Raw genomic sequence first — 17,474 nt, forward strand, 5'->3', positions numbered from 1 at the left:
AAGAGCTTATGCGTGCATCGCCAGCGGAATGATCGCCTCGATCATCGTGCCTTGGTCCGCAGCGCTTTCGACGTTGAAACGGCCTGACAGCGCCTGAGCGCGCTCGCGCATGCCGGCGAGGCCGAAGCCGGCCGTCGACGACGCTGCATCGAAACCACGCCCGTCGTCGTGTATGCGAACGATGACGACAGCACCCTGCAACGCGACGCGCACCCAAACGTTGCCGGCCTGTGCGTGACGCGTGGCATTCGACAGGCTTTCCTGCACGATGCGATAGACGTGCACCGCGAGTTCGTCTGGAATGCGATCGCAGGCCGCATCCAGATCGAGATGCAGCTCCACGCCGTGCAGGTCTTCGCGCCAGCGCTCCGTCATGCTTCTGATCGATCCGGCAAGCCCCAGCCTGTCGATCGCCGGCGGCTTCAGCCGATGCGCGAGGCGACGGCTCACGCGATGCACCTGCGAAACCGACTCGCGAATCTGTGCGAGCCGCTCCTGGCGCTGCGGCAGATCCGCCGGATCCAGATGTCCGATGCGGATCACTTCCATTTCGATGGCGGTGACATGCTGGCCGATTTCATCGTGCAGCTCGCGCGCGACGAAGCGGCGCTCATCTTCCTGCAGCTCCAGATTGCGCAGATGCAGAGCATTGAGCGCCTCCCTGCCTTGCACGAGCCGCTGCGACAGTTCACGCAAGCCTTGCAGCAGCGTGCGCATTTCGAGCGCTCCACGGTCGGACAACGCGGGCATCGGCAGCCCGCGGCCGATCTGATCCATCGCCAGCATGAGTTGCCTCAGAGGCTTCAGCCCATGCGAGAGCGCGAGAAAAATGCAGAGATTCACCGAAAACGCGAGCAGGCCGATCAGCAGCAACAGATTGCGCACATCGGACCAGGCCTCGCGCAGCTCATCGCCCGGATCGGGAACCAGATGAACGCGCAACACGCCGCCCTCGAGCGCAACCTCGTGAACCACTGCCGGCTCGATCACTTCGGCCCCGCGCGAGAACCAGGCCGGCACCTTGCTGACGTCGGTCACCTGGTGACAGCGCATCGATGGCTGCGACGGCCTGTCGAGCGCAACGCAGAGATGGCGCCCGTCCGTGTAGGTGGCGCTCCACAGCTGCAGGGCGGACTCGACTTCCGACGCCGGGCGTCCTCGCAGCAAGGCGAGCGTGACATCGAGGTTGGCGGTCGCCGCGCGCAGGCTGGCGTTGACTTCATCGCCGACCGCGACACGCGCATCGCTGACGGCGATCGCGGCGCCGACCGACATCGTCGCCGTCAACAGCAGACCGATCACCAGCGACAGACGCCAGCGCAACTCCAGGTTCTTCAGTTCGGGGAGTCGCATGAGGCCTCCCCCTCGCGATCTTTTTGCCCTATGCAGGCGAAACGATGCCCGCCGCCATCGCCATGCGCGCCATCGCGGCGCGATTCTCCAGACGGAGCTTACTGCGGATTGCGGTGCCGTAGTTCGCAACCGTTTTCGCACTCAGGCTCAGCGAGCTTGCGATCAGATCCACCGAGCGGCCCTCGGCAAGCTGGCGGAAAATTTCGAACTCGCGCTCGTTGAGACTCTTGAGCCCGACCTGGCTTTGCGCCTCGGCCGCAGGCTTCATCGCCTTAGCGTACGCGGGATCGATGAAGGTCTCGCCGCGTGCGACCGCATTGACGGCCTCGACGAGCATTTCGGGGTTCGAGCGCTTGCAAAGATAGCCGTTGGCACCGAGCGCGAGCGCGCGCTCGATCATCGCCGGCTCGTCGTGCATGCTGACGATGAGCACCTTCGACTTGCGCGCCTCGTCGCGATGGCGAATGCGGCGCAGCACCTCGAGCCCTCCCGCACCCGGTAGCGACAGATCGAGCACGACGACGTCGATCGCGCCTTCGAGGTAACGGCGATAGCCGGCTGCCGCCGAGGATGCCTCGGCGGCCACCTGCAGGCGCCGCGTGCAGTGCAGCAGGTAGCGATAGCCCGCACGCACGAGCGGATGATCGTCGATCAACAGGACACGAACCGGCGAAAGATGAACCGGTGAGTTGGATGGCTGGTACATGGCGCTCCCGATTTCAGGGTGCGCCAGGAGCAAGGATCGGACCAGTCCCAGAACCGGATCGACGGCCCAGTCCAGGTCTTGATCGACCGTGGGCAGAGCGGCTTGCGCCGGGATCGATGTGTCATCCATTGCTCTTCTCCCAGTGAGGCCCGCACAGACTGGCACAGACTGTGTCACCTGCGGTTCCTGCCCTCAACGGTCTTATTCGGCGACTTGCACCGAATCCAGGTAGGAGCGGATCGCCCAGATGGCCTCTTCGCTGAACAGGTTGCCGAACGGAGGCATGTAGGTGACACCGTTGCGGACCGAACCGTTGCGGATGCGCATCGCGAAGAACTCATCGCCTTCCTTGCCTTCGGGCAGGTAGCGAAGATCGGGCGCGATACCACCGGACACGGCGCCGAGGCCGTGGCAACGGGCGCAGTTCTGATTGAACGCGGAGGAGCCGATCTCGGCCGCCTTCTTCGCGTTGGGCGTGCCGCGATAGGGGTTCACCGCCTGCTCGCCCTTGAGCTTGGGCAGATCCTTGGTGTCGACGGGCTGCGGCGCGACGTCGCCATGCGCATGGGCTGCGGCGACGAACAAGGATGAAACGAGGGCGAGCGCAACGCTGGCCTGGAGCTGGCGGATATTGGAGCGACGAATGAGCTTGGACATGGCAAAGAAGACCGGATGATGAACAAGGGGAGTGAAGAACAGCGGACAACGGATATGCGGGCGGCGGGAGCGAATCGACCGCTGCGAATGGCGCTTCAGGGCTTGCGTGTCTCGATGTAGGTCTTGATCGCCCACATCTGTTCCTGGCTCAGCACGCCTTCCCAGGGCGGCATGTGCACGGTGCCGACGAATTTCTTGCCGTGCCGGATGCTCTTGAGGAAGTAGGCATCCACATCGCGCGTGCACCAGGCGCGCAGGTCGGCGTCCTCGATGCGAAGACAGTAGGCATCGAGCCTGCGCAAGTCGGCCGCAGGTGAGCGGCTGCCATCGGCGTCCGGGCCGTGGCAGCGCTGACAGGTTTGCGAGTAGATCTGGTGGCCGAGTTCTGCGATCTCGGCGTTGCCGCGATACGGATTGGTTTCGAGCCAGTTTTTGCCGAGCGCCGGCAGGTCCGAGGCATCGACGGTCGGGGTCGCAGGCTCCGGAGCGGCCCAGGCGGCGATGGCGAACACTGCCGACAGGCATGCGAGCCTGGCTTTCATTTGTCGCTCCAGCCGCTCGGGCAGCCCTTGCATTCGTCGAGATCGGATTCGGGGAACAGCGTGAACCGCTGGAAGCTGCCTTCGAGATTCGCTCGCGTGAGATTGCTGGATTCGAAGCGGGTTTCCTGCAGATTCGCATTCGTCAGCTTGGCATCGACGAACAGGGTGAAATTGGCGCGCAGCGACTCGAGATTCGCGGCGGTCATGTCGGCGCCTGTCAGATCGGCGCGCTGCACTTTGGCGAACAGCATGTCGGCACCGATCAAGGTCGCACCGCGGAACGTCGACACCGGCGCATTGACGAGTTGCATCTTCGCCGCCGTGAGATCGGCACCGTCGAGGTTGGCGCCCGCGAGATTGGCGCCGGAGAGATCGGCACGTGCGAGCCTGGCGTGATTCAGATCAGCGCCACGCAGGCTTTTGCCGACGAGATTCGCGTGCCGCAGATCGGCACCGGGACAACGGGTGAACGGCCAGATCGGACAGCCGTTGACGACGAGTACCTGCACCAGCGTCTTCGCCTTCGGCGCATCGACGGGATGATCGGGATCGTTGGCCATCTGCGCGAACGACGGCGGCGACAGCATCGCCGATACGACGAGCGCTAGACTCGAGGCCAGCCCGCTACGAGTGTTCATGGAAGAAACTCCGGGTGTAGAGCCGCGTGTTGCCTTCCCCACCGGGAGAAGGTGCCCGAAGGGCGAATGAGGGACTCGCAGCGACACGAGAGCCGTTGTCCGGCGAGTCCCCATCCAGCCCCTCTCCCGGTGGGAGAGGGGTTTCACCGCCCTTACTTCGCCGCGACCTTCGTCTTCGGCAGCTTGAACACCCAGAACGAACCGCCCTGGCTGACCTTCTTGGTCATGTCGGCCATGTCGCCACCCCAGAGCGGCACCGCGCCGCCGTAGCCCGAGGCGATGCCGATGTATTGCTCGCCGTCCATTTCCCAGGTGATCGGGCAGGACACCACGCCGGAGCCGGTCTGGAACTTCCACAGTTCCTTGCCCGTCTTGTTGTCGAAAGCCTTCACATAGCCATCAGACGTACCGGTGATGACCAGGCCGCCCTTGGTGGTCAGCGTGCCGGCCCACAGCGGCATTTCCTCCTTGTGCTCCCAGGCGATCTTGCCGGTGACCGGATCGATCGCGCGCAGCACGCCGACGTGATCGTCGAAAATGCGCTTGATGCGGAAGCCCTGTCCCAGATACGCGGCGCCGGCCTTGTATTGCAGATGCTCTGTCCAGTAGTCCATGCCCCACTCGTTGGCCGGGATGTAGAACAGATTGGTGTCCGGGCTGTACGACATCGGCATCCAGTTGGTGCCCCCCAGGAACGGCGGCGACACGAACACGGTATCGCCCTTCTCTTCTCCGGCCTTCGGCTTCGGCGGACGGTTGCCGGTTTCGATCGGCTTGCCGGTCTTCAGGTCGAAGCCCTTGGCCCAGGTGATGCCCTGCACGAACGGATACGCACCGATCAGCGAAGTCGGCTTGTTCGGATAGCCCGAGCCCGTCGCGAGCTTGGTGCGATCGGTGACGAAGAAGAAGCCGTTGCGGTCGGCGTGCGCCGACGCCTTGATCGTCTTGCCGGTCTTGGGGTCCTTGTAGTCGAACAGCAGCACCGAATTGTTGCCCGAGAAATCCCAGGCATCGTTCGGCGTGTGCTGGAAGAAGCCCTTCAGGTCGCCCGAAGTCGGATCGAGGTAGGCCTGGCCGGAGGTGAACAGGCTGTCCCAGTCGAGCGGGTCGCCGCCTTCGGCGGTGCGCTGCCAGGTGTTCCAGGGCGCGGGGTTGCCGGTGCCGACGACGATGGTGTTGTTTTCCACGTCGAAGCTCGGCGTCTGCCAGGGAGCGCCGCCACCGTGGCTCCATGCCTCGACGAGCTTGCCATCCTTGCCGCGCGGCCAGGAAGGCGCCTTCGGATTGCCGGTGACGCTGCCATCCTTGCCATTGAGGCGACCGGTGTGGCCTTCCACCATCGGACGGGCCCAGACTTCCTTGCCGGTGTCCGGATCCCGCGCGAACAGCCAGCCGACGACGCCGAATTCGTCACCCGAGGAGCCGTGCACGAGCAGCACCTTGCCGGTCTTGGAATCCTTCACGATGAAGGGTGCGCCGGTCATGGTGTAGCCCACCTTCTGATCGCCGAACTTTTCCTTCCAGGCGAGCTTGCCGGTGAGGCGATCGAGCGCGACGACGGAACCATCGAGCGTGCCGAAGAACACCTTGTCCTGATAGATCGCCGGACCACGATTGACCACGTCGCAGCAGGGACGGATGTCATCGGGCAGGCGGGCCTGGTATTCCCAGACCTTGCGGCCGGTGCGCGCATCGAGCGCGAAGAAACGCGAGTACGAGGCCGTGACGTAAATCATGCCGTCGTACACCAGCGCCTGCGCTTCCTGGCCGCGCTGCTTCTCGTCACCGAACGAGAAGCTCCACGCCGGCGTCAGCGCATCGACGTTGTTCGTGTTGATCTGCGTCGCCGGGCTGTAACGCTGGGCCTTCAGACCCAGCCCATAACTCAGCACGTCGGCGGGCGTGTCGGCATCTTTCAGGATGTCGTCCCAGGTCGGGCCCGATGCAGCGACGGCGGATGCCGAAACCAGGCTTGCAGCAAGTGCTGCGGCGAATGCGGTGGGGGCGAAAAGCTTGCGTCCCATAACGATCTCTCCTCTTCAATGGATGGGCTATCTCGAAAACAACGCGGCCTCTTCTCACCATCTCGCTACAGCGGCTCTTTCAACCTGCGGCTGGTCAAGCCCACTCGACTCGGCAGCGCCTGTCAGAGCGCCCCCTTTTATTGGCCTGCGTGTCTCGCGGCGGGAAATTCGCACCGAGTGGCGATGCGCTCAACGAAAAACACACTTTTGCGAAGGATGTCGGGACTTAATCCCGAGCGCGGGACATCAGGGCTTTTTGCTCAATGCCGATCGAGCGAATGCAATTGGTCGAAAGTCTGAGATCGCGTGAGAACACGGCAGGAGCGCTCGTCGTCCGCATCGCGGCATTCCACTTCGACGCCTTGCGGGTACGCGTTCAGATCGGAGCATCCGACCTGATAGCGCAGGCCGCCATCAGCGGTCTTCCCCGCTTCGCCCATCGACTCGACGCGGCATTCGCTGACGTAGCTCAGCAAGCGCCGAATCTGGTAGTCCTGCACACGCGCGAGCGACGCATCGATCGGCGACAGCATCGACCAGCACAGCAAGGAGCGAGTTGCGAAACGACCGGCGCGCATGCGTTATGGCGCAGGATCGATCCAGATGCGCCAGCCATCGGTACCGCTGATCTGCAGGCTGTAGCGTCCCGCCTTGGCGATGCGATAGCGTGCCTCACCGCCGCCGCCCAAATGCAGGTTCTGCACGATCTCGCCATGCTCGTTCTTGAGCGCCATGACGAACACCGGGCCATCGCTTCGATAGCGCAGCCAGCTGGGTGCTTCGATGGAAAACAGCGGTGTCACCGAACTCAGACGGCCTTCGAAGCGCGGCGGCTCGAGCTGTATCTGCAACTGGTCGTAGCAGCGCACGCGTTCATCGACATCGGCGATATCGCGGCAAGCCTTGAACGCGCGGCGCAGACTTTCGAAGGACTTTTCGTCCGGCTTTTCGTCTTGCGCGCCGACGCTGCCCGGCGCCCCGGCCAGCATCGCGGCAATCAGGCTTACGATCCACGCACGAAACAGGACTTGGGGCATGCCGGCACGTTGGCAGCGCACATCCGCACAGGCAACGAAAAAAGCGCCAATCGACGCAAGCTTGGGATTTATTCCCATGGCTGGCTTCGAGACGCGGCGCTACCTTGCCCGCGCTTCGACGATCTTGCCGACGAGAAAACGCCAGAGACAGCACTGTGTCCCGTTTATGGGACAGTTTTGGCTGTGTCACGTATCGTTTCATTCCCATTTCCTCGTCTAATGCCGCATCGCAACGGGAAAAATTCCTGGCATCGAATTTGCTCCCGGGCGCCCGCCGTGACGCCATGTGGCGTACTTACGAGCAAAACATCGGAGGAATTAAATGGACAAGTTTTATCGTCGGACCAGAGTTGGGGGGATGTGTGTGTCGCTGATGACGGCCGCTTTCGTGGCCATGGCATCGACCAGCGCACAGGCAGCCGGCGTTACCGATGCGATGGTCAGTGGCGACGCCACCAGCACTGGCGACGTGCTCACCGTGGGCATGGGCCAGAGCGGCCAGCGCTTTAGCCCACTGACCAAGATCACCAGCGACAACATCGGCGACCTCGTGCCCGTATGGAGCTTCTCGTTTGGCGACGAGAAGCAGCGCGGCCAGGAAACCCAGCCGCTCGTCTACAACGGCAAGATGTTCGTCACCGGTTCGTACTCGCGCATCTGGGCGCTCGACACCAAGACCGGCGAGAAGCTCTGGCAGTACGAAGCCCGTCTGCCCGACGGCATCATGCCCTGCTGCGACGTGGTCAACCGCGGCGCCGCGCTTTACGACAACCTGGTGATCTTCGCCACGCTCGATGCCAAGCTCGTCGCCCTCGACCAGGACACCGGCAAGGTGGTCTGGAGCGAAAAGACCGACGACTACAAGGCTGGCTACTCGGCCACCGCGGCTCCGCTGATCGTCAATGGCCTGGTCGTCACCGGCAACTCGGGCGGCGAATTCGGCATCGTCGGCCGCGTCGACGCGCGTGACGCCAAGACCGGCAAGCTCGTGTGGTCGCGTCCGACCGTCGAAGGCAACATGGGCTATCTGAACGGCAAGGAAAATGGCATCACCGGCAAGCTCAACGCGAGCTGGCAGGGCGACCAGTGGAAGACCGGCGGCGCAGCCACCTGGCTCGGCTGCACCTACGGCGCCGACGTCGACCTGATCTTCTGCGGTACCGGCAACCCGGCTCCGTGGAACTCGCACCTGCGTCCGGGCGACAACCTCTACTCCTCGTCGACGGTGGCCATCAGCCCGAAGACCGGCAAGATCGTCTGGCACTACCAGACCACGCCGCATGACGGCTGGGATTTCGACGGCGTGAACGAGTTCATTCCGTTCGATCTCAAGAGCGGCGGCAAGACCATCAAGGCCGGCGGCAAGGCCGACCGCAATGGCTTCTTCTACGTGCTCGATCGCACCAACGGCAAGCTCATCAGCGCCTCGCCGTTCGTGACCAAGCAGTCGTGGACCAAGGGCGTCGATCTCAAGACCGGCCGTCCGATCGAAGCCGATACGCGTCCGGGCAACCCGGGCTCGGCCGAAAAGGGCAGCACCGTGTTCTCCGCTCCGTCCTTCCTGGGCGGCAAGAACTGGATGCCGATGGCTTACAACCAGGGCACGGGCCTGTTCTACGTGCCGGCCAACGAGTGGGGCATGGATATCTGGAACGAGCCGATCACCTACAAGAAGGGTGCGGCCTATCTGGGTGCCGGCTTCACCATCAAGCCGCTCTACGAAGATTACATCGGCGCCCTGCGTGCGATGGATCCGGCCACCGGCAAGATCGTCTGGGAGTACAAGAACCCGGCTCCGCTCTGGGGCGGCGTGATGACCACGGCGGGCAACCTCGTGTTCACGGGTACGCCTGAGGGCTTCCTCAAGGCTTTCGATGCCAAGACGGGCAAGGAAGTCTGGAAGTTCCAGACCGGCTCGGGCGTCGTCGGCCAGCCGATCACCTGGGAAGAAGGCGGCGAGCAGTATGTCGCCGTGGCTTCCGGCTGGGGCGGCGCGGTTCCGCTCTGGGGCGGCGAAGTGGCCAAGAAGGTGAAGAGCATCAGCCAGGGCGGCATGCTCTGGGTGTTCAAGCTGCACAAGTCGCAGACCGCTGCCAAGTAAAGCGTCAACGACGGAGGTCCCTGCAAAGGGGCCTCCGTTTTTTCTTTCAGTTCCGATGTCCTAAGTCTTAGCAAACACAAAGGTAAACCCCATGCGCTCGCTGCTCTCCAAATCTGCCCTCGTTCTTCTCACGGCTTCCGCGCTGGGCGCCGCGGGACTCGCATTCGCGCACGGCGACGTGGTTCCGCAGGCCGTGAACACCGATGGCCTGCCGCAGGTCAAAGGCCCACTCGAAGAAAACCCCTATCGCGCCAACAAGGACAAAAAGGTGGTCGCCAAGGCCGTCGAGATCGGTTCTTCGGCGTACAACCAGAACTGCGCGCGCTGCCACGGCCTTGGCGCCGTCTCGGGCGGCATCGCTCCGGATCTGCGCATGCTGCCGGCCGGTGTCGATGGCGACGAAATCTTCAGCCAGCGCATCCGCCACGGCAGCGTCCGCAACGGCGTAACCTACATGCCGCCGTTCGAAGGCACCTTCAGCGAATCAGCCATCTGGGCCATTCGCAGCTACCTGGATTCCGTGCATGTGGACGAATAAGCACCGCCGGCTCCTCCCCGTATCGATCACGCTGGTGGCCGCATTGGCCACCAGCGTCGTGAGCTTCACCGCAGGCGCGCAGGACGAAGACCGCTTGCAGAAGATTCGCGAGAAGGGCGAGATTTCCGTCGCCGTGTATCGCGACTTTCCGCCGTACTCGTACGCGGGCGAAGGCGGGCGCTACACCGGGGTCGACGTCGACATCGCCAACGCGCTTGCCCAGCAGCTCGGCGTCAGGCTGATCCTCAACCCGGTGACCGCCGGCGAAGACAGCAACGACGATCTGCGCACGAACATCTGGCGCGGCCCGCTGATCAACGGCAGTGCGTCGGACGTGATGCTGCATCTGGGCATGGACCCCGAATACGTCAAGCGCAACGACAAGGCCGATCTGTTCAACGCCTATCAGCGCGAGACGGTTGCGGTGATCTACCACAGCGACGTGATCGAGAAGCTCGATTCGCCGCTGAACCTGTCGGGACACAAGGTGGCGGTCGAAAACGATTCGATCAGCGATTACTACCTGAGCGGTGGCTTCAACGGTCGCCTGGCCAGCGCCGCGGTGCGCAAGGCCACGGTCGAAGACGCCGTCGATGCCTACTTCAATAACGAAGTCGATGCGGTAATGGCCCCGCGCGGCCAGCTCGAGGGCGCGCTGTTCAAACGCAAGCAGTCGGCTGCAGAGCTCGACATCAGCGAATTCGTCGGCCTGTTCCGCAGCAGCTGGGACGTGGGCATGGCGATCAAGGCCGGCAACCCGCAGCTGCGCGCCGCGCTCGAAAAGGCGCTGGCGACGCTGCAGCAGAGTGGCCAGATCGATACGATCTATCAGCGTTACGGTGTCAACAGAGCCGAGCCCAAAGCGGCCGTGAAATAAGCGAGAGAGCCAGGAAAAAGTCACAAGGATGGGTCGATCGCAGCATGCGCCATTGCATGCTGCGATCGAGGTTTCTATAAGGGCGAAAGCCGACGAACAACAAGGCGATGCCATGCGCAATCGCAGCACACGACGGGGCGCCGGTCTGAGGAGAGCGGCCACCTTCGTCATCGCAACACTCGTGTCGAACCCCGCGTTCGCCGAGACCAAATTGCCCGACGATCCCCTGCGGTCGCCGGTCTGGGCCTTCATGGTCAAGCGCTATCTCGGCGACGCGCCCGTGGTCATCGACGATCGCGTGCGCGTGATCATGCCGGCCGCGGCCGAAGATCCGCTCGCGGTTCCGGTCGAGATCAGCGCCGATGGCCTCGATGGTGTCGAGCAGGTGCTGGTCTACGCCGATCTGAATCCGCTGCCGAAGATCCTCGAGTATTTTCCCAAGCGGGCCAGGCCGAATCTGCAGTTCCGCTTCAAGGTCGAGCAATCCACACCCGTGCGCGCCGCGATGAAGACACGCGACGGCGTCTGGCATCTCGGCGGTGCCTGGCTCAGCGCGGCCGGCGGCGGTTGCACGGCCCCGAGCATGGGCACCGGCAGCGGGCTCTGGCACGAGCAGCTCGGCAAGGTCAGCGGCCGCATCTGGCCGCAGAACAACGGCAGCGAACGTCTGCGCATCCGCGTCATGCATCCGATGGATACGGGCCTTGCGCCGGGCATTCCGGTATTTCACATCGAGACGCTGACCTTGCGCGACGCCGAGGGCAGCGTGCTCGCGGTGCTCAAGCCTTACGAGCCGGTATCCGAGAACCCGATGCTGAGCTTCGATCTGCAGTCGCAAGGCAGTGTCGTCGTCAGCGGACGCGATATCCAGGGCAATCTGATCGAAGCCACGGTCGCTGCAGGAGCCGCCAAGTGAAGCGCTGGCTTTGCGCGTTGCTACTGCCCGCATATTGCTACGCGGGCGCTGCCGTTGCGCCCGACTACGCGCTCGCGCCGCAGCGGATCGCCGACGGCGTCTGGTGGTTCGAAGGCCTGCAGGAGCATTTCACGCGCAGCAACGGAGGCAACATCGCCAACACCGGCTTCATCGTCGGACGTGATGGCGTGGTCGTGATCGACAGTGGTCCATCGAGACAGTACGGCGAGCAGATGCGCAAGCAGGTCGAAGCGCACAGCGGCGGCAAGAAGATCGTCGAAGTGCTCATCACGCATGCGCATCCGGATCATTTTCTCGGTAACCAGGCTTTCAACGGCATCCGGATCGAAGCCCTGCCACAGACCGTCGCGGTGATCGCCGAGCAAGGCGAGACGCTGTCGGCCAATTTGTATCGGCTCGTGGGCGCCTGGATGCAGGGCACCGAAGTACGCAAGCCCGAAGCGCTCACGCAGACGGGCGAACGCGTGATCGGCGGACGCAAGCTGCGCCTGATCGCGTTGCAAGGCCACACCGAGGCCGATCTCGCGGTTTACGACGAAGCCTCGCGGACCCTGTTCGCGGGTGATCTGGTGTTCTTGCATCGCGCCGCGACGACACCGAATGCGAATATCGCGAAGTGGCTCGCAGCGCTCGACGCTTTGCAGAAGATCGATTTTCAGACCCTGGTGCCTGGGCACGGGCCCGTCGTGCACGGCCCCGAGGCGATCGCCGAGACGCGTGCCTATCTCGTTTGGCTGCGTGATTCGCTACATGCAGCGGCGGCGAATGGGCTCGACATGATGGAGGTGGCGAATCAGCCGATCCCGGAGCGGTTTCGCAGTCTGGCGGTCGTGCAGGAGGAGCACACGCGGTCGGTGAGTCATTTGTATCCGGCGATGGAGTTGGAGGCGTTGTCTCCGGCGAAGTAGTTTTTGGTTCGGGCTTCGCTCTTTGGCAGTTGAGCACTGAGAGCTTTTGACCTCGCCGGTCAGGCCTTACTTTTCTTTGCTCCTGCATCGATCCGTAAGCAGAAGAAAGCACCCCCTGCTGACGCACCCCGTTGGGGTGCCCTGCGCTGCTCACGTGCTCGGGGCAACGCTTCGACGCGACATCCTGTCGCGACGAAGCACTCCGCTGCTCGGTGCGTCACAAGGGATTGAAGACATCTGACGACATCAAGAATGGGAACACGACAATGGCCATGCTGAAAATGGAAGGCGTACAGAAGATCTACCGCACCGACCTCGATCAAAAGCGAAAACAACGGCAAAGCGAAGCGAGCCGTTGTGCTGTTGCAGTTGCTGTAGATGTTCAACCCCTGGCAGCGCCGGCTGGAGTGGCGCGCGCAGTGGGGCAGTCGGCCATGGATGGCCGGCTGAGCTTCGCCGCGACAGGAATGCCGCGTCGAAGCGACCCCGAGCACGTCTCCCCAGACGGGGACCCGTTCGTCGCTCCGCGACGAACGGGCGCGGACTCGGGGCCTGCTTTCTTTGCTTACGGATCGATGCAGGAGCAAAGAAAGTAAGGCCTGACCGGCGAGGTCAAAAGCCATCAGCGCATGGCTGAACTTACAACCACAACAAAGCAACACCACGGAGGAGACACCCACAATGATCGGCATCTACCACGCCCACGCCCAAACCTTCCTGCTCATCCTGACGATCGTCACCACGCTCGTCTTCGCAGGCCCCATTTTCCTGATCCCACTCACCTGGGCGCGCTGGTTCCAATGGCGCATCCCCGAGCACACCGACCTCGCCGTCTACTTCGGCCGCTGCCTCGGCGCCTTCATCCTCATCGTCGAAGGCCTGATGCTGCGCGCCGCGCTGACCGGCGAAGGCATCGTCTTCACCTTCCAGGTGCTCGCCGCCGTCGCCATCTTCATGGTCATCGTGCACATCTGGGGCGCGATCAAGCGCATTCAGCCCTGGACCGAGACGGCCGAGATCGGCATGTACAGCGGGCTGCTGGTCCTGGCGCTGCTGTTCTACCCGATCGCGCAATCGCAATAGCGGTCGGATCGCGTAACCCACCGGCGTTTCGCGCTGCCGGTGGGTTATGCGGCCTCGCCGCCAACCGCGCTACGAAGCCGAACCATCGAGCCGCTCGCGCAAGGCGAGCAAGCGATCGCGCAGGTCCATCAGCGCACCCGCTCCGAGCCCGCAGGCAGCGCCGATACCCGGCGGAACCGCCTGCGCCTTCTCGCGCAGGGCGCGGCCGGCCACGCTCAGCGTCACCTGCAGCTGACGCTCGTCGGCGGGATCGCGGCTGCGCTGCACCAGGCCCGCGGCTTCGAGCCGCTTGAGCAGCGGAGTCAGCGTGCCCGAATCCAGATGCAGCAGGCGCCCGATCTCCTTCACCGGCACGCCATCGCGCTCCCACAGCACCAGCATGACGAGGTACTGCGGGTACGTGAGCCCCAGCGGATCGAGCAGCGGCTTGTAAACGGAATTGAACGCGAGCGCGGTGGAATAGACCGCGAAGCAGAGCTGCATATCGAGCTTGAGCAGGTCGATCGCCGCTTCGCTGGAGGCCTTGGAAGCCGGCGACTTCGACGGGGACTCGGACACTGACTTGGACATGGCGATGGACCGAAATAGCTTGGATGCGTTGCCGCGAATTGTATTGCGAACAATCTATTTGCATAAAAACAAAATTTCTCATTGCGAGAAATTATTTTGTGCGCAATTTAATTTATCGCAATATGCGTCCACCCCAGCAGCATTCAACGCAAGACGAAGGAGTTCTCCAATGCCGACCAAAGTCCTCTACAGCACCTCTGCAACCGCCACCGGCGGCCGTGACGGCCAGTCCGTCGTCGAAGACGGCAGCCTGACCGTCAAGCTCACCACGCCGAAGGAACTCGGTGGCGGCGGTGGCGCCGGCAACAACCCGGAGCAGCTGTTCGCGGCCGGCTACTCGGCCTGCTTCATCGGCGCGATGAAGTTCGTCGCCTCCCAGGGCGGCCCCAAGGTGCCGGCGGACACGACGGTGAAGGCCACGGTCGGGATCGGCCCGCGCGAAGAAGGCGGCTTCGGCCTGGCCATCTCGCTCGACGTCTCGCTGCCCGGCCTCGACGCCGAAGCCGCCCGCACGCTGGTCGAGAAGGCGCACCAGGTCTGTCCGTACTCGAACGCGACGCGCAACAACATCGACGTGAAGCTCAACGTGGTCTGAGCCTCGCGCGCATCGAAACGAAAAGGGCGGGCGATCTAGACGGTCGCCTGCCCTTCTTCGTTTCGGCCCGCCAGACAGGGCGCGACGAACAGCTGGCGCCGCCAGGCTCCATGCAGCGTACGTGTCGCGACCACCAGCCAGATCGCAGCGAGCAACACGACGAGCGCCGTTCCACAGGTGCTGAAGAACGCAGCGCCCGTGTGCGCGCCGAGCGCGAGTGAGCACAGCGCGAAATTGCCGATCGGAAACGTGAAGGCCCACCAGCCGAGATTGAACGGCAGACCCTGGCGCAGATAGCCGAGCGTAATCAGCGTCGCGAGCGCGAACCACCACAGCGAAGCGCCCCACAGCAAGGCCGCTGCGATCAAGCCGAAGCTGCGCGCCGCTTCACCGAGTTGTGGAGCCTCCTGAACGGCGAGTGTCATCGGTGCCGCATCGCCGAGCGTGAGCAGCGCGAATCCGGCGGTGGCCACCGGTCCCAGCGAAAGCCAGCAGGTCGCCGCCGCATCGCGCACCGGCAGCTTGTGCAGGGCCATGCGCAGGAACAGCACGGCCTGGATGCCGAACGCCGGCAGCATCGACATCGCCCACAGCCCATAGCTGAGCCAGAACACGCGATCGGCCGCAGCCGACGGCGGCAATTTCGCCACCAGCAATCCACCCGAAGCGGCCGACACCACGCAGGCCACCACCGGCATCAGCCACAGCGCCGTCATGGTGTCGAGCCGATGATCGTGGCGAGTGAACATGAGGTACGGAATGGCGACCGCGCAGCCTGCGGCCATCGCCGAATCGATCCACCACAGGATCTGCGCGAATCCGAGCGTGCGCTCGTCACCGAAGGCGAGCAGCCCATTGACGATGGTCGCGAAGCCCATCGGCACCGCACCGAAGAACAAGCTCATGGTGCCGTGCGCGAAGACGCGCCTGGCCTCCGCGGTAAACAGCAGCCAGCGCGCCGCGTACATCAGCGCACAAGCCGCGAACAGCAGCACGTTGAGCAGCCACAGCGATTCGGCGAGCGCGTGCAGCAAGGCGCCGCGCTGCGGCAGACGCTCGATCGCGAGCGCGAGGATGCCGGTGCCCATCGTGACCGTGAACCAGTTCGGCGTGAACTGGCGAACGATCTCGATCAGCGGATGGCGATCGTTGAGGGTGAATGTCGATGCAGTCATGGCGAGCGGCCGTCATTGCAGCGCGTTTTCGGGCGAGGCGCGCATCATCGATCCGGGCTCATGCATCGGTCTAACGCATTATTCTTCTAAAATCCATCAATCCAGTTGATTTAAGATAAGCCCATGAGCACCCCGATCACGCTGCGCCAGCTCGAAATCTTTCTCGCCGTCGCCGGCTCCGGGCACGTCACGCGGGCCTCGCAGACCCTGCATCTGTCGCAGTCGGCCGCGAGCATGGCGATCGCGCAGCTCGAGCGTCAGCTCGACACGCCCTTGTTCGAGCGCCGTGGACGCAGCCTCAAGCTCACCGAACGCGGACGCCTGCTCGCCACCGAAGCACGCGAACTGCTCGCTCGCGTGCAGGCGCTGCCGACCTTGCTGAGCGGTGCGGGCGAAGCGCTGCGCGGCGAACTGCGCATCACCGCGAGCCAGACGGCCGGTTGCTATCTGCTGGCCCCGGCGATCGCCGCGTTCGCACGCGCGCATCCGCAGACGCGCGTGCATTGCCACATCGGCAACACTGCGGTCGCGGTGCAATCGCTGCTCGCTCACGAGGCCGATGTCGGCTACGTCGAAGGCCGCGTGAGCCAGCCCGACATCGTGGCGATGCCATGGCGACGCGACAGGCTCGAGATCGTCGTCGGCCGAGAGGGCCCGCAGCCCCGGCGCAAGCTCGATGCGAGCCAGCTGCGCAAGCTGCCGTGGATCATGCGCGAACCCGGCTCGGGAACGCGCGAGCTGTTCGACCAGGCCGTGCGCACGGCCGGGCTCGATCCCTTGCCGGCGACACAAACGTTCAACGATGCCGAAGCGGTGAAGGAAGCCGTGATCCAGGGCTTCGGCGCCGCATGCCTGCCGGTGCTCGCCATCGCGGACGATTTGCGCGAAGGCCGGCTCATCGCCCTGCAAGCGCCGATGCTCACGCTCGAGCGCCAGCTCTGGCGCATCACCCGGCGCGGCAGTTTCGACGGCGCGGTGCTCAGCGCATTCGAAACCTGGCTGCAGTCACAACAGCAGCAGCAACCCCAATCGCTCAGCGCTCGAAGCGCAGCAACTCCAGCGTCACCTCGCCGCCCACGATCTGCTCGGTCTTGAGTGCTTCGGTGCGCTGCAGTTTCACCAGGCCGACGCCCGGCGCGTACCACTCGGTTTGCGTGATCGGCACTTCCGAAGCCCCGATGCGGGCATCGGCGAGCACGAACAAGCGCCCCTGCCCTTCGACGCGCAGGCAATGCTCGAAGCGCCCGGCCGGCACTTCGACGACCTCATCGTCGCTCGCGAGCCGCATGCGCAGCTCGATGTTCTTCGATTCGTCCTGCGTGAAGCGCTCGCGGAACGGGATCGCGCGCTCCAGGATGTACGGCCGCGTCTGCGCGTTCCATTCCGCTCCGACGACGAGCTTCGAAGGCAGTACCGTCTGCGGCGGTCCATCGACCGCAGGCGGCGCATCGAGCCACGAGCGCGCGCCGCTGCGCTGCACGCCGTCGCCCTCGATACGCAGCCAGTATTCGTTGCCTTCGCTACTGCGACGCAGCCAGTAGCGCACCCCGTCACGGTTGCGCGCGCCGAGGTTCTCCATGCTCAAAGGCAAGCGCCGGTTGACGAGCGGGTTGGACTCGCTCATGCGGTACTGCCAGCGATAGCCCTCGTTGAGCGGAAAGTAGCTCGGCTGCGGTTCTTCTCCGCAGGCCGACAGCAACACGCAAGCGGCGATCAGGAGCGCGCGAGGCATC

The 17,474-nt window shown here is 64.0% G+C and carries 20 protein-coding genes; 9 read left to right on the plus strand and 11 right to left on the minus strand.

The window, feature by feature from the left end:
- Positions 1-6: 6 nt before the first annotated feature.
- From WQQ_RS06365 to WQQ_RS06400, 8 genes are all read right to left on the minus strand, one after another.
- Positions 7-1,353: an ATP-binding protein gene (locus WQQ_RS06365; RefSeq protein ID WP_007184276.1), complete on the minus strand. Its 1,347-nt coding sequence runs from the start codon at positions 1,351-1,353 to the stop codon at positions 7-9.
- A 28-nt stretch (positions 1,354-1,381) separates the two neighbouring features.
- A complete protein-coding gene (locus tag WQQ_RS06370; RefSeq protein ID WP_007184277.1) occupies positions 1,382-2,059 on the minus strand; it encodes a response regulator transcription factor in 678 nt (225 codons plus the stop codon).
- 201 nt (positions 2,060-2,260) lie between these two features.
- On the minus strand, positions 2,261-2,851 hold the full coding sequence (gene pedF, locus WQQ_RS06375; RefSeq protein WP_237715018.1) for a cytochrome c-550 PedF: 591 nt from the start codon (positions 2,849-2,851) through the stop codon (positions 2,261-2,263).
- The gene (locus tag WQQ_RS06380) at positions 2,812-3,258 is read right to left on the minus strand and encodes a c-type cytochrome (RefSeq protein ID WP_007184279.1); all 447 of its coding nucleotides are present in this window, start codon (positions 3,256-3,258) and stop codon (positions 2,812-2,814) included. The genes pedF (WQQ_RS06375) and WQQ_RS06380 overlap by 40 nt, the downstream gene beginning before the upstream one ends.
- Positions 3,255-3,896: a pentapeptide repeat-containing protein gene (locus WQQ_RS06385; RefSeq protein ID WP_007184280.1), complete on the minus strand. Its 642-nt coding sequence runs from the start codon at positions 3,894-3,896 to the stop codon at positions 3,255-3,257. The genes WQQ_RS06380 and WQQ_RS06385 overlap by 4 nt, the downstream gene beginning before the upstream one ends.
- A 152-nt stretch (positions 3,897-4,048) precedes the next feature.
- The gene (locus WQQ_RS06390) at positions 4,049-5,920 is read right to left on the minus strand and encodes a methanol/ethanol family PQQ-dependent dehydrogenase (protein WP_007184281.1); all 1,872 of its coding nucleotides are present in this window, start codon (positions 5,918-5,920) and stop codon (positions 4,049-4,051) included.
- A gap of 260 nt (positions 5,921-6,180) precedes the next feature.
- Positions 6,181-6,453 (minus strand): hypothetical protein, encoded by a 273-nt coding sequence (locus tag WQQ_RS06395; protein WP_040453115.1) that lies wholly within the window; start codon positions 6,451-6,453, stop codon positions 6,181-6,183.
- Positions 6,454-6,501: 48 nt separating this feature from the next.
- Positions 6,502-6,957 carry a hypothetical protein gene (locus WQQ_RS06400; RefSeq protein ID WP_157534525.1) on the minus strand — a complete coding sequence of 152 codons (456 nt, stop codon included), beginning with the start codon at positions 6,955-6,957 and terminating at the stop codon, positions 6,502-6,504.
- A 373-nt stretch (positions 6,958-7,330) separates the two neighbouring features.
- Between WQQ_RS06400 and WQQ_RS06405 the strand changes: the two genes are divergently transcribed.
- The 7 genes from WQQ_RS06405 (at position 7,331) to WQQ_RS06430 (ending at position 13,401) form a co-directional block, all read left to right on the plus strand.
- Positions 7,331-9,058, plus strand: coding sequence for a methanol/ethanol family PQQ-dependent dehydrogenase (locus tag WQQ_RS06405; protein ID WP_050997648.1), 1,728 nt, complete (start codon positions 7,331-7,333; stop codon positions 9,056-9,058).
- A 91-nt stretch (positions 9,059-9,149) separates the two neighbouring features.
- On the plus strand, positions 9,150-9,596 hold the full coding sequence (gene pedF, locus WQQ_RS06410; RefSeq protein ID WP_007184287.1) for a cytochrome c-550 PedF: 447 nt from the start codon (positions 9,150-9,152) through the stop codon (positions 9,594-9,596).
- Positions 9,597-9,630: 34 nt separating this feature from the next.
- Entirely contained in the window at positions 9,631-10,473 is an 843-nt protein-coding gene (locus tag WQQ_RS06415; RefSeq protein ID WP_007184288.1) for a substrate-binding periplasmic protein, read from the plus strand.
- A gap of 211 nt (positions 10,474-10,684) precedes the next feature.
- On the plus strand, positions 10,685-11,389 hold the full coding sequence (locus tag WQQ_RS06420; RefSeq protein WP_237715019.1) for a quinoprotein dehydrogenase-associated SoxYZ-like carrier: 705 nt from the start codon (positions 10,685-10,687) through the stop codon (positions 11,387-11,389).
- Positions 11,386-12,318 (plus strand): quinoprotein relay system zinc metallohydrolase 1, encoded by a 933-nt coding sequence (locus WQQ_RS06425; RefSeq protein ID WP_007184290.1) that lies wholly within the window; start codon positions 11,386-11,388, stop codon positions 12,316-12,318. Before WQQ_RS06420 ends, WQQ_RS06425 begins: the two co-directional genes overlap by 4 nt.
- Positions 12,319-12,590: 272 nt before the next feature.
- Complete coding sequence (locus WQQ_RS24245) at positions 12,591-12,914, plus strand: hypothetical protein (RefSeq protein WP_157534526.1); 324 nt, start codon at positions 12,591-12,593, stop codon at positions 12,912-12,914.
- An 85-nt stretch (positions 12,915-12,999) separates the two neighbouring features.
- The gene (locus WQQ_RS06430; protein WP_007184291.1) at positions 13,000-13,401 is read left to right on the plus strand and encodes a hypothetical protein; all 402 of its coding nucleotides are present in this window, start codon (positions 13,000-13,002) and stop codon (positions 13,399-13,401) included.
- A 69-nt stretch (positions 13,402-13,470) separates the two neighbouring features.
- On the opposite strand, the gene WQQ_RS06435 is transcribed toward WQQ_RS06430, so the two are convergent.
- Positions 13,471-13,971: a MarR family winged helix-turn-helix transcriptional regulator gene (locus WQQ_RS06435; protein ID WP_007184292.1), complete on the minus strand. Its 501-nt coding sequence runs from the start codon at positions 13,969-13,971 to the stop codon at positions 13,471-13,473.
- Positions 13,972-14,140: 169 nt separating this feature from the next.
- On the opposite strand from WQQ_RS06435, the gene WQQ_RS06440 reads away from it, so the two are divergent.
- Entirely contained in the window at positions 14,141-14,566 is a 426-nt protein-coding gene (locus WQQ_RS06440; protein ID WP_007184293.1) for an organic hydroperoxide resistance protein, read from the plus strand.
- A 35-nt stretch (positions 14,567-14,601) separates the two neighbouring features.
- Here the strand turns inward: WQQ_RS06440 and WQQ_RS06445 are convergent, their stop codons facing one another.
- Positions 14,602-15,741 carry a TDT family transporter gene (locus WQQ_RS06445; RefSeq protein ID WP_007184295.1) on the minus strand — a complete coding sequence of 380 codons (1,140 nt, stop codon included), beginning with the start codon at positions 15,739-15,741 and terminating at the stop codon, positions 14,602-14,604.
- Between the two features lie 123 nt (positions 15,742-15,864).
- Here WQQ_RS06445 and WQQ_RS06450 point away from each other — a divergent pair, with 123 nt between their 5' ends.
- Positions 15,865-16,836 (plus strand): LysR substrate-binding domain-containing protein, encoded by a 972-nt coding sequence (locus WQQ_RS06450; RefSeq protein WP_007184296.1) that lies wholly within the window; start codon positions 15,865-15,867, stop codon positions 16,834-16,836.
- Here the strand turns inward: WQQ_RS06450 and WQQ_RS06455 are convergent.
- Positions 16,775-17,473, minus strand: coding sequence for a hypothetical protein (locus tag WQQ_RS06455; protein WP_040453125.1), 699 nt, complete (start codon positions 17,471-17,473; stop codon positions 16,775-16,777). The two genes, WQQ_RS06450 and WQQ_RS06455, sit on opposite strands and share 62 nt — an antisense overlap.
- Between the last annotated feature and the right edge of the window lies 1 nt (position 17,474).

Source organism: Hydrocarboniphaga effusa AP103 (genome assembly GCF_000271305.1).
Lineage (GTDB): Bacteria > Pseudomonadota > Gammaproteobacteria > Nevskiales > Nevskiaceae > Hydrocarboniphaga > Hydrocarboniphaga effusa.